Origin of the sequence: Kangiella sp. (assembly GCF_048265365.1) — a bacterium.
Lineage (GTDB): Bacteria > Pseudomonadota > Gammaproteobacteria > Enterobacterales > Kangiellaceae > Kangiella.
Genome location: NZ_JBLXBT010000001.1, coordinates 1,588,943 through 1,601,056, shown reverse-complemented (window position 1 = coordinate 1,601,056; position 12,114 = coordinate 1,588,943). Strand labels below are relative to the sequence as shown.

Below are 12,114 nucleotides of genomic sequence, written 5' to 3'. Positions count from 1 at the left end.
CAAATGGTTATTTGTTTACGATATCGTCAAGTGTTGCCTGTGCAAGAGGATGGTAGCCTGGACGGGCAATTTTATAAACACGTCTGGCAAACTCTGCACCTTGCTCAGTTTCCATAAGTTGCTTATAAAGTGGCACAATTAATTTACGACGGCCAATGCTAATAAGGTAGTTCTCAAGGCGTGGCATGACTACATCATAGCCAGTTTTTAATGACAATAATAACCAGGCATGAGCAATTTCATTGTTAGTTGACTCAGTCAATTTAAACTCCGCATCCATCGCCATCATGTCATCATTAGACATACCTGTTGGAAGATTATTAATAAAGTGCAACCACTCATGAACCGTCCATTTTTCAGTTCCAAGCTGGGCCATGGTGATTTCACCGGTTAGGAATTGCTTGGTTTTTTGATTAACAATGTTAAATGCATCTGATGTTGGACTTGGCATCATCTCTGGCAGCATTGGCTCATGAATCCAGGTACGGATTTGCTCATCAGTTACTACACCGGGATGCTTGTCTAAAAGGTTCTCTTTTAAATAAGCTTCGAACTGTTGAGTAGTAATACTTTGGAATGCGAAGTGATCGAAATAAGCAACTAAGAAGGCATCAAAAACCTCACGGCCAAATTTTTCTTCCAGCCAAACCAGGAACATTTGACCTTTAGTATATGGCACAGTTGAGAAAGCATCATCAGGGTCAGCACCTTTAAGATCAACGTTCAAAACCGTATATTCTTTTGGCAAATCCTGAACTGCCTGACGTAAATCCTGAACCGCTAGAGATTGCTCCATTAGAGCGCGTTCGCGACCAAAAAGCTCTTCCATAATGCGATTTTCAACGTAGGAAGTGAAGCCTTCATTAAGCCAGAAATCATGCCAGTTAGCATTAGTCACCAGATTGCCTGACCAGGAATGCGCGAGCTCGTGAGCGATTAAACTAACAAGACTTTTATCACCAGCAATAACGGTTGGCGTAATAAATGACAAACGTGGATTTTCCATGCCACCATAAGGAAATGCTGGAGGTAAAATCAATAAGTCATAACGACCCCAGCGATAGGGGCCATAAAGTTCTTCCGTAACCTGCACCATTTGTTCAGTGTCATCAAACTCGGCAACTGCAGCATCCAACATAGCTGGCTCCGCATAAACACCGGTTCGATCACTCATCGCTTTAAACTTCAGATCACCCACACCGATTGCAATCAGGTATGGTGGAATAGCCTGTGGCATTTCAAAACTGTACTCTCCATCAAGCTCTGTGTCCGGCTCATTAAAGGCACTCATCACAGCCAATAACTCTTTAGGAGTGCGGATAGTTGCATTATAGGTAATACGCACCGCTGGACTATCTTGAACTGGCACAAAACTTCGTGCATGAATGGCCTGGGCCTGGCTGTACATAAACGGATGCTTTTTACCGTCGGTTTGCTCAGGTGTTAGCCATTGTAGTCCGCTGGCCTGTGGTTGAGTTGCGTAATGAACACGAACCTTATCAACACCCTCTACTAAAGAAACTGTCAACTTCGAGCCCATAACATCATCTTTTTCAGCCAGCTCAAACTCACCTGCAACCCACTGATCATTTTGATAAAGCTCTACTTTAGCAACATCAATATCACGTGTATCAAGCACTAGCTCACTGACATCATCTTTCAAGCGATCAAAACTTAAGTCAACGTGTCCTTTAAGTGATTTTGCTTGAAAGTCTACCGTTAGGTCTAGGTCCAGGTGTTCAAGCTTTACTTCGTGAAGGTTGCCATAGGTATGGTCATCGATTGGATTATGCGCTTTGCGTTTCTTGACTGACTCTACTTTGGTCACTTCGACTTCTTTCGTTTCAACTTGAGAAACAGCGATTTCTTGTTTGCTTTCTTCATTCGAACTGTCTTGCTGACATCCTGCTAAGGCAGCCATAACCGCCAATGAGCAGAACAAGGTATGTTGTATTTTCATTCTGATTACCATGAAATTGAAAGTCTGCCATTTAAGCAACAAACAATTTATCTGTAAAGGCTTTACCACAATGGCCTATTGACGCTTATTAAAAGGCAGTGCTAATGTAGGTTTATCGAAGGCTTTGATATCAAAGAGTTACAAAGTCTCTGTATGAAGTTTGGCAGATAAGTTGATGATTTTAATCATGCTCTTTTATTTTATTACCATTAACTCTGCCACATTTTTTAACCCTTTTTAGTGCTATGCTCGGTCAAACATAAGAGGTTAATTATCGACTTAAGAGTCGACAGTAAAACCCTAAGACATCTGTTTGACAAGAAGCCGTTAAGCACAACATCCTTAAGGACTGACTTATGCCATCACAAGGTAGCGGCAAGTTTGAACGTGGTTACATTATTCCGATTGGCGGATGTCTGAATTCAGTCAGTGACCGAGTTGCTGAAGAAATGCGCAGTATTTGTCTGACCTCTAAAGCTAACGCTTTAATTTTAAACATCAGCGAAGACCCGCAAGGAACTGAGCTTGAGCAAGTTTTAATCAGCAATGGTTTTGCACAATGCGAGACCATTAATGTAAGCAGTCGCCAAGACGCCTCAAGCCCACTCACTCTACAGCACCTCGTCGGAGTTGATCTGGTCGTTATTATTGGTGAGCGCCCATTACAGATTTCTACGTTAATTGGTGGCACATCATTAGCCAAACAACTTCGTAAGCTCAATGCTGATGGTACTCATGTTGCCGGTTTGTATGGTGCGGCAGCTTTGCTTAGCGAGCACATGATTGCTGGTGGCAATGAAGCCAATATTCCAACGCAAGCTGGAGTAACCATGGCACCAGGGCTTGGACTGACTAATCGCTTTATGGTGGATTATCACTTTAAACAACAAGGACGACTCGGCAGGCTTTTAACAGCTTTGTCTTATAACCCATTTACCATCGGGGTAGGAATTGATGATGGTACGGCTTTATTTATAAGTCCTAAGGACGAATTACAGGTCTATGGAGGTGGCGCAGCTACTTTGATTGATCCCTGTAATCTTCAATATTCGTCTATGGGGTCAGCAGGAAGTGGGGATCCAATTTCCTTGTTTGGCCTTCAAATGCACATTTTGGCTGAGGGGGCTCGCTTTAGTGTCGGAGAACGTAATGCGTTTGATGAACACTGGGCTTAGCAACACCATAGGCGAAAGATGAGTAACATATTTAACTGACAATTGGGTGATTATCGATGACAAAACATCTAGCCAAAACTTTAACACTTGCGCTTTCAACACTACTCTTTGTTGCCTGTAAACCGGCAACAGTGGCTCAACCAGAACCAACAGTAAGCAAACCAACTGCAACCACGAAATCAGTGAATATTGGTGCCAGTAACTATATGACAGTACCGAGTCATTGGAGTATCAAACCTTCGCTTATGCCAAAAGGCTTTGTCAGCTACACAATTAAAGATAACAATCTACACATTGTTATTAGTGGCTATGCAACTGAGCGTTCTAACTTTAATCACGATAAAAGCCGCAAAGACCTACAAAATATCACGCTCTTATACCGTGCTGGGGCAGCTGACAAAGAACAAAAATATTTGAAGCTCGATGATCATCACAAAATTGGTGGCTATACACACTACACTTGCCGCACCGCAAAAAAATGCTATCAGGTCTTCCCTCTTTCACACTGGCGATCAGTTATCGCATCTGACTTTCATGTCGGCGGAATGAAGTACACCATTACGGCTGGTGTTGATGACTTAAATGGTACTCATGCACAACAGGTTTTAACCGCAATAAAAAGTATCGAGTCAAAATAGTTTAGTTAGTTTAATCTTTTTACTGGATTAAGAACTAGGCAGTAACTGAATAAAATATATGCGAACATCATTCCCGCGAAAGCGGGAATCTAAACTCTCATTGCTTCCATCCCTCAGTTTTCTGTTGCGCTATTCAGCTCAACCAAAGGGGCTTATTGATAGAAGCCTGCCAAACTACAACTACACGCTTATTCACTTGCTAAAGTTAAATTAGAAAATGAAGCACCTACAAAAAAGCCTGCTATATGCAGGCTTTTTTATTTCTAGGCTTATTGTGTCCTAAGATTAAATTATTAGACTTGCGCTTCTCGCTCCGCAATAAAGGCTAATGCCTTTTCGATACGGTTCAACACACGCTCTTTACCGATCCACTCAAGAGTGATACCTAGATCTGGAGACATACCAGCGCCTGTGACGGCTACTCGAAGCGGCATACCGACTTTGCCCATGCCAATCTCTAACTCTTCAGCAGTGGCGCTAACAAGGCCGTGCAGAGATTCTGCTGTCCAGTCTCTCGCCTGTTCAAGTTTAGACTTCACCACTTCTAAGGGCTCTCTTGCGACTGGACGCAAATGTTTCTTGGCTGCGCCAGCATCAAACTCCTCAAAGTCATGGTAAAAATAGCGAACTGCCGAAGCTAATTCTTTAAGGGTTTTAACGCGTTCTGCCATTTCTGGAATTAACAGCTTGATGTCAGGTCCATTGCTGGTATCGACCGCTTGCTGATCCAGGTGCCACTGCAAATGTTTGACCACCTCTTCAGCAGGTAGTGCTTTCATGTAATGCTGATTTAACCAGTTCAACTTGTCAGTGTTAAATGCAGAAGGTGCGCGATTAACATCAGACAAATCAAAATACTCAATCATCTCTTCAACTGAAAACACTTCTTGATCACCATGTGACCAACCCAGGCGTACTAAATAGTTCAACAGAGCCTGTGGCAAATAGCCGTCGTCACGGTACTGCATAACACTGACAGCACCATGGCGCTTCGATAAACGTTTGCCGTCATCACCCAGGATCATTGGAACATGGGCATACAAAGGAACATCGCGACCAAGCGCTTTAATCATATTAATTTGACGCGGTGTATTGTTAACATGGTCATCACCACGAATAACATGACTGATTTCCATATCCAGATCATCCACCACAACTGTAAAGTTATAGGTCGGTGTACCGTCAGTTCGAGCAATAATCAAATCGTCCATTTCGCTGTTATTAACAGATATGCGACCTTTGATTAGGTCATCAAAAACTACAGCGCCCTCTTTAGGATTCTTAAAACGAATCACATGAGGTTTTGATAAATCCTGCTCTGCTTCGCTTAAATCACGACAATGGCCGTCATAACCAATGTTTTGCTTGCTGGCTTGCTGCTCTTCACGCAAGGCATCCAGACGCTCTTTAGAACAGTAACAACGATAGGCTTGACCTTTCTCCAACATTTCGCCAATCACTTCTTTGTAGCGCTCAAAGCGCTTGGTCTGATAATAAGGACCCTCGTCATGCTCTAAATGTAACCACTCCATGCCATCAAGAATGGCCTGTACCGATTCATCATTTGAGCGCTCACGATCAGTATCTTCAATTCGTAATACGAAAGTACCTTGATGCTTTTTAGCATAGAGCCAGCAATAAAGTGCTGTTCGAGCGCCACCAACGTGTAGATAGCCAGTTGGACTTGGAGCAAAACGTGTTTTTACAGTCATATTAGGTCTATTATTGGTTGTGAAGTAAAAGTGCCGCTATTCTAGCAAGAGGCCCTGCTTTACAAAACCACTTTCAGTGATTTGTTATTGCTGATTTGGATTGTTTGCTGATTAATTGTTAATCAAAACAATGTTTTTCTAAGGATTTATTCAAAAAGTTGTTGACCTAACCGATAACCACTTTATAATGCGCTCCGTTCTTAGCGAACAGATGGAATTTGGGTGGTTAGCTCAGTTGGGAGAGCATCGCCCTTACAAGGCGAGGGTCACTGGTTCGAGCCCAGTACCACCCACCAAACTCCATCCCCCTTACGATATATTTGAAGTATATTGTATGATGTATTGATAAGAGTATTTTGAGCTTCTGAATTTCAGAAGCTTTTTTTTTGCCTGCTACTTTTACTCATAGCAGTTCATGGCTCAGCCCCACCACTATTTTTTGCTCTCAAGAGCGCTCGTGCATTCCTTTTAGCGGCCAGCTCTGGCACAATATGCGCCTATTTAGCTTATTCAACCAGCCCTGTAAATTGCTCATGTCTTCAGATACTTACATCGCTCAGTTACGCACCCTACTTGATGATGACTGCTTGCTTACTGATAAAGATTCACTTGACCACTATGGTAAAGACTGGACCAACATCAAACAGCCAGCGCCACTAGCAATTGCATTGCCTAAAACAACCGAACAAGTCCAGGCTTTAATCTTATGGGCTAACGACAATCAAGTTGCAATCGTCCCCTCTGGTGGTCGCACCGGCCTGAGCGGTGGCGCCGTGGCTGCGAACGGTGAGCTGGTTATTGCTCTGGACAAGATGAACAAAATCATTGCGTTCAACGCAGGTAGTCAGCAAATACAATGCCAGGCAGGCGCTATTACGGAACAAATCCAGCAATATGCTGAAGACAAGGATCTTTACTATCCGGTCGATTTTGCATCCAGTGGCTCAAGCCAGATAGGTGGCAATATAGCGACCAACGCTGGTGGCATTAAAGTTATCCGTTATGGACTCACGCGAGATTGGGTACAAGGTCTCACCGTAGTAACTGGTAAAGGTGACATTCTCGAATTGAATAAAGGCTTGGTAAAAAATGCTACCGGCTATGATCTGCGTCACTTGTTCATTGGTAGTGAGGGTACGCTAGGCATCGTAACAGAGGCAACTCTTAAACTAACCCACAAGCCTGCCAACCTAACAGTATTGCTGTTAGCTATTCCAAATCTTGATAGCTTGATGCCCATTCTCCAGCAGTTCCAAAAGGCGGTAGACCTAACAGCATTTGAATTCTTCTCTGACGAAGCGTTAGAAAAGGTCATGGCTCATCACAAGCTTGCCTGCCCTGTTGAGCAGCGCGCACCTTACTACTGTTTATTGGAGTTTGACGCCACCAGTGAAGATATTCTTGAATCTGCTTTAGCCCAATTTGAGACAGGGCTTGGCAATGGACAGATTCTCGATGGTACCATGAGCCAAAGTCAGCAACAGGTTGAAGAGTTATGGAAATATCGAGAGTTTATTTCCGAGACTATTTCCAGTCATAAACCCTATAAAAATGACATTTCGGTTACGCCAGAAAAGATCACAAGCTTCTTAACCGGCGTAAACGATATCGTAGCCAAAGACTATCCTGACTTTGAAGTGATTTGGTTTGGTCATATTGGAGATGGAAACTTGCACCTCAACATTCTAGCTCCAGAGGATATGGACTACCAAGAATTTACTCAGTCTTGTGAACAGGTGAATCCTAAAATATTTACTTTGCTGCAAGAACTTGGTGGCAGTATTTCAGCAGAGCACGGTGTAGGTCTTCTTAAGAAGGCCTACTTAAACTACACCCGAAGTGATACTGAAATTGGTTATTTAAAAGCTATCAAACATGCTTTTGATCCAAATGGCATCATGAATCCCGGCAAGGTTATTGATTAATGTTATTAGCCCTCAGCCTTGTCGCATTACTTATTGGCCCCTTCTTAGTCGGCCTCTTCCCTTATAATCGTAGACTCGATAACTTCCTGTTCGCTTTTGTTTTAGTTTCTGTTGGCGGACTACTATTGATTGATGTTCTACCAGCAATTTGGCAACACATTGGCTATGCGCTAATTCCCGCAGTTCTACTTGGTTTTTTTGGTCCAGGTTTAATCGAAGTGAGTTTTAGAAAAGCTGCTGATAAGGCACACAGTCTAGCGCTGTTCTTGGGCATTACTGGGCTTATGATTCACTCTTTGCTCGATGGTGCAGCCATTGTTACCAACGACACCAATCCAATGCTGGCATACGCAGTGATTCTTCATAGAATAGTGGTAGGTTTAAGCATCTGGTGGATTGTACAGCCACAATGGGGTAATTTCAGAACCTGGCTGGTGTTCACCTTTATGTTCGTGACTACTGTGATTGGCTTTTACGCAGGAGAGCAACAGCTAACGGGGCTGCACAATAACATTATCGACTATTTCCAGGCATTTATATCTGGGACCTTGCTTCACGTCATTATTCACCGCCCTCATGTTGATGATCATGGACATATTCATCATCACGATCACTCAGTCCCAGTTTCAGTCATTCATGAAGGTGCAGAGGACAAACATCATCATGTAGCAAATGAAGTTCCCCATTCACATGGGTTTGTCATTAAACACAAAGGGTATTTTACAACCGGCGTTATAGTTGCTGCTGTTCTACTGTATGTGCTTCATCTGATTCATCAGCACTAACTACCGACTAACGCATTACATCCATAAAAGCTTTTTCGATTTAGGAATCGAGGACACATAATCTAATTGACCGCTGACTATCAAAGCAGGTAAGTCAGATGCCAATTTCGAATCAAGTTCAGCACCACGGGTAAATTGATTAGCATAAATACCAATCCAGGCGTTACGGCTATTTTTCTTGGCAACCGCCAGGGCTTTTTCTGTAATATAAATTATTTGTTCCCAAGTTAATGGCCTTTCAATGTTGTCGGTAAATGGGAAGCGGGTAAACCCGATACTACATGTCACATCGGTAGTACTACCATTTCCAAGGTCAAACTTTCTGGAAGCCACGATATTACGAATTTTTTCTGCCAATAGCATTTGCTCACGCTTTTCTATACCACGACTTAAAATTACCAGCGTAGCGCCCTGCCAGCGAACTAAAGTATCCGTTCCGTAACAAATGGTTCTTAAACAATCTGAAAGCTGCTTAATGATTTCGTTGCCACAGATAAGTCCGTATCGTTGATTAATCGTAGCCAGGTTATCGATATCAACTGCAAAAACGCCAAGATAAACGCCCTGCAATTCTTTTTTGTCGCGCCACGTGGTTAAAATTGATTCTAATTCCTGCTGAATACTACCTTTTAAATAACTACGAGTTCTAAAACCTGTCAGCTGATCATCCATTGATGACTGTTCAAGTTTAGAAGTTAAAAGTTCAACCTGATAACGCTGCTCTGATAAAGAGTATTGCAAATCCTCAACTCGATACAATAAAGACTTTTTGTCTTTGAGCAGCATCTGACTTTTAGACTCGGACTCTTTTAATAAACGTTCTTTTAATTTAAGTGTCCTTTTGATGCCCCGGTAGATATAAAAAACAACCGCAATTACAAATAGGGAAAGCATAAAAAAGTAAACGGCAAAACCTTTTGTGCTACGCCAGAAACCTTTATCAACCTTAATCCTTAATTGAGACTCTTTCACACTCCAATCACTATCCTCATATCGAACCTGAATACGAATATTCAATGCTTCCTGCTCCACTGAATGAAGTCTTATCAATCGCGAATTGCCGAGATTAATCCAGTCAGGCGTTAAACCCTCAACCTTGTAACGGAACTCAAGATTTTTTGCATTAACATAGTTAAAGACAGTAAATTTAATATCCGTAATATCGCCATATTGAATCGTTGAGCGATACAAATTGTTAGACTCATTTGCATCCAACGGTTGACGAATATTATTTTGTATTACTTCAGTTATTTTGATCGGTTGATGTTCTTTATCAATCACGATCTCCTCAGGCTTGAAATAGCTAATACCATTCAAGCCACCAAAATATAAATAACCGTCATTATCGGTAAAGTGTGCATTAGTGAAAAACTCACTGTATTGCAGGCCATCTGAGTAAGTATAGTTTATAGGTCGACCTTTATCGGGATGAAATTTGACAAGTCCATTTGCAGTAGAAACCCATAAGTTTCCGGAATCATCGGATAAAATTGAGCAGATGAAATCGTTGATAAAACCATCATTGACGGTAATACGTTGAAAATAAACCTCGCCATTGATGTTATAACGAATGCGGTTTAAACCCGTTACCGTGCCAACCCAGAGGACACCAAGCAAATCTTCGTAAATAACATTGATATCTGAGCTGGTAAGCGTTTCGGGATCATTAGGATCACTTAGGTAGTATTGAATGTCGAAAGTTAATGGGCTAAACCTGATTAAACCTCTTGAACCACCTAACCATATATAGCCCTGTAAGTCTTCATACATGGTGTAAACACCATACTTTGACTGTATGAAATTTGAAGGAAGCCGCTCAGTGAGATCTTCAACAACAATATGATCCCTTATAAGCTTTTCTCCAGGTGGTGTATTGATAGAGACCTTGAAAAAACCTTGCTTGCCACCGAGCCAAATTTGACCATTTCTACCTTCAATTACAACGCCCAGGTCAGTTAATTTTATTGCACTACCATCAACATCCACAAACTCGGTTAGATACAAAAAAGTAGCACTTTGATAAGGTCTAATAAACATACCCGTGCCAGTCAGCAACCAAAGATTTCGATCTGTGTCTTCAAGAATATCCGCCACGTAACCGGTTGTCATGGGACCCTGCTCGGTGGGCAACGATGAAAAATGAGTTAGCTTTGATAAGGTCTCATCATATTGATAAACCCCTGATGCTTCTGTGCCAACCCAAAGCTTACCCAGATAATCTTTATGTAACGTCGTGCTGATATTGTCTCGACCAAAAGGGGCCACTTCAGATTTCTGTAATAAATGTACAAACTGTTCGCGCGAATCCCAATAATTGACACCTAAACCCGTGCCTAACCAAATTAAGCCATCAAAGCCTCTCATCAACGACATAGTGTAATCACTGGCAATCGAATGCTTATCACTAAAATCTGCGTGATATTCACGCGTTACTCTGACCTGCTCATTGTCCCAGAATTTAAGTCCAACTGTCGTAGCTACCCAAATGCCTTCCCCATCGGGTAGCAAGGCCTCAACTTCAACTGGGGCCTCTACTTTTGAATCAATTACATCAAAGTGCTCGAACTCACCGGTGCTCAGTTTAAATGTTGAAAATCCTGATGAGCGCGATAAAAATACTTTGTCAGGATAATCATCAAAAGAGAAAAAATTATCAAATTTCTCACTATCCTGATTCTGACTACAGAACTCTTTTCGTTGACCACCGCCAAAATCTACCTGCAGAATGCAGTTTTTATGTATAAAGAAAATACGCTGGCCAATGATCGTCATCACTTGCAGCGATTTACCTTCAATGAAATCTGTTAGTCGTTGATTTTGATTGACCGTTTTATTAGTCACATCTATCGTTGCAAAGTAGTCTGCGCCCAGCACTGACAGGGTCTTATCCTGATTCAATGAAATAGACCAAACCTCTTTTGCTTGCCCTTGTATGTTTGAACCTTGAACTTGCAGGTTTTGCAGAGAATCAGTCCAGTGCGTTACTTTAAGGGTATGTATGTCAATACTATCAAGACCCTGAGGGGTCAGAATCCATAGAGTACGTTGGTCATCAAAAATAAGGTTACTAATAGTCGGAGAGTTTAAGGTTTCGGAATTGGTAGGAGAGTGCCGAAAAATGCTATTTTCTACGCCATCAAATCGGTTCAAGCCATCCTGAGTGCCGATCCAAGTATAACCAAGACTGTCTTGAGCGAGACTTAATACCGTACTTTGGCTCAGGCCATCTTCAATATTGTAAGTGTGGAACCGAATTCGTTGCAGATTTTTTTTTGCTTCAGCAATTTCGGTAAGCAAAAAAAGAAGTATTGTTACAAAGGAAAGAACACAGACAACAGCTGTGCGCCAAGCCTTTTGGCCTGAACTGTATTTACCGCTTTTCCTCGAATCGTATATCACTCGTTAACTCTGGTCTTATCCCTGCTTTATCTTTATAAAATGCTCTTATCACATCAAGGTCTTGTTCTTGATTACCGCTTGGCCGTAATACGTCCCCAATGCCAATTTCTTTTGTTTTTGAATCAAGAAATGTCATTACAATAGGAACTTGTGCTCTAAGGGCAATGTGATAAAAACCACTCTTCCAATAAGGTTTATAACTTCTTGTTCCTTCAGGAGCAAGAGCAAATTGGATTTCTTCTTTTTGTTTAATTATTGCCGCAACCTGATCAACAACATTATTAGCAGAGTTGCGCTCCACTGGAATGCCGCCAAACATCCTAAAGAACCAACCAAAAGGAGGCTTGAATAAGGTGTGCTTGCCCAAGTACCCAATTTTCATTTTGAAGCAAAAGCGAACCATCAACATCAAAACAAAGTCCCAATTGGAAGTATGTGGCGCAAAAATAACCACATACTTTTTATCCTTGGGTAACTGCCCTACTAACTTCCAGCCAAGAAGGCGCAATAAGGCTTTCAT

The 12,114-nt window shown here is 41.9% G+C and carries 8 protein-coding genes and 1 tRNA gene; 5 read left to right on the top strand and 4 right to left on the bottom strand.

Annotated elements, in window-relative coordinates; all coding sequences use genetic code 11:
* Positions 1-7: 7 nt before the first annotated feature.
* Entirely contained in the window at positions 8-1,960 is a 1,953-nt protein-coding gene (locus ACN0VI_RS07410) for a M1 family metallopeptidase (RefSeq protein WP_417446292.1), read from the bottom strand.
* A 356-nt stretch (positions 1,961-2,316) separates the two neighbouring features.
* Between ACN0VI_RS07410 and ACN0VI_RS07405 the strand changes: the two genes are divergently transcribed.
* Both ACN0VI_RS07405 and ACN0VI_RS07400 read left to right on the top strand, forming a co-directional pair.
* On the top strand, positions 2,317-3,135 hold the full coding sequence (locus ACN0VI_RS07405) for a cyanophycinase (protein ID WP_417446291.1): 819 nt from the start codon (positions 2,317-2,319) through the stop codon (positions 3,133-3,135).
* Positions 3,136-3,191: 56 nt separating this feature from the next.
* Complete coding sequence (locus tag ACN0VI_RS07400; protein ID WP_417446290.1) at positions 3,192-3,773, top strand: hypothetical protein; 582 nt, start codon at positions 3,192-3,194, stop codon at positions 3,771-3,773.
* Positions 3,774-4,066: 293 nt separating this feature from the next.
* Here ACN0VI_RS07400 and gltX read toward each other — a convergent pair whose 3' ends face one another.
* Entirely contained in the window at positions 4,067-5,485 is a 1,419-nt protein-coding gene (gltX, locus tag ACN0VI_RS07395) for a glutamate--tRNA ligase (protein ID WP_417446289.1), read from the bottom strand.
* 220 nt (positions 5,486-5,705) lie between these two features.
* Between gltX and ACN0VI_RS07390 the strand changes: the two genes are divergently transcribed.
* The 3 genes from ACN0VI_RS07390 to ACN0VI_RS07380 all read left to right on the top strand — a co-directional run bounded on the left by ACN0VI_RS07390 (position 5,706) and on the right by ACN0VI_RS07380 (position 8,195).
* Positions 5,706-5,781, top strand: a tRNA-Val gene (locus ACN0VI_RS07390).
* A gap of 237 nt (positions 5,782-6,018) precedes the next feature.
* Positions 6,019-7,410 (top strand): FAD-binding oxidoreductase, encoded by a 1,392-nt coding sequence (locus ACN0VI_RS07385; RefSeq protein WP_417446288.1) that lies wholly within the window; start codon positions 6,019-6,021, stop codon positions 7,408-7,410.
* Entirely contained in the window at positions 7,410-8,195 is a 786-nt protein-coding gene (locus ACN0VI_RS07380; protein WP_417446287.1) for a hypothetical protein, read from the top strand. Before ACN0VI_RS07385 ends, ACN0VI_RS07380 begins: the two co-directional genes overlap by 1 nt.
* A gap of 15 nt (positions 8,196-8,210) precedes the next feature.
* Here ACN0VI_RS07380 and ACN0VI_RS07375 read toward each other — a convergent pair whose 3' ends face one another.
* Positions 8,211-11,492, bottom strand: a complete 3,282-nt coding sequence (locus ACN0VI_RS07375) for a diguanylate cyclase domain-containing protein (protein ID WP_417446286.1) — start codon at positions 11,490-11,492, stop codon at positions 8,211-8,213.
* Between the two features lie 73 nt (positions 11,493-11,565).
* On the bottom strand, positions 11,566-12,114 hold the full coding sequence (locus ACN0VI_RS07370) for a lysophospholipid acyltransferase family protein (RefSeq protein WP_417446285.1): 549 nt from the start codon (positions 12,112-12,114) through the stop codon (positions 11,566-11,568).

Bases quoted from the DNA above. Each gene is read 5' to 3' on its own strand.
- ACN0VI_RS07410 (WP_417446292.1), bottom strand. From the start codon at position 1,960: ATGAAAATACAACATACCTTGTTCTGCTCATTGGCGGTTATGGCTGCC.
- ACN0VI_RS07400 (WP_417446290.1), top strand. From the start codon at position 3,192: ATGACAAAACATCTAGCCAAAACTTTAACACTTGCGCTTTCAACACTA.
- ACN0VI_RS07380 (WP_417446287.1), top strand. From the start codon at position 7,410: ATGTTATTAGCCCTCAGCCTTGTCGCATTACTTATTGGCCCCTTCTTA.
- ACN0VI_RS07405 (WP_417446291.1), top strand. From the start codon at position 2,317: ATGCCATCACAAGGTAGCGGCAAGTTTGAACGTGGTTACATTATTCCG.
- ACN0VI_RS07370 (WP_417446285.1), bottom strand. From the start codon at position 12,114: ATGAAAGCCTTATTGCGCCTTCTTGGCTGGAAGTTAGTAGGGCAGTTA.
- gltX (WP_417446289.1), bottom strand. From the start codon at position 5,485: ATGACTGTAAAAACACGTTTTGCTCCAAGTCCAACTGGCTATCTACAC.
- ACN0VI_RS07385 (WP_417446288.1), top strand. From the start codon at position 6,019: ATGTCTTCAGATACTTACATCGCTCAGTTACGCACCCTACTTGATGAT.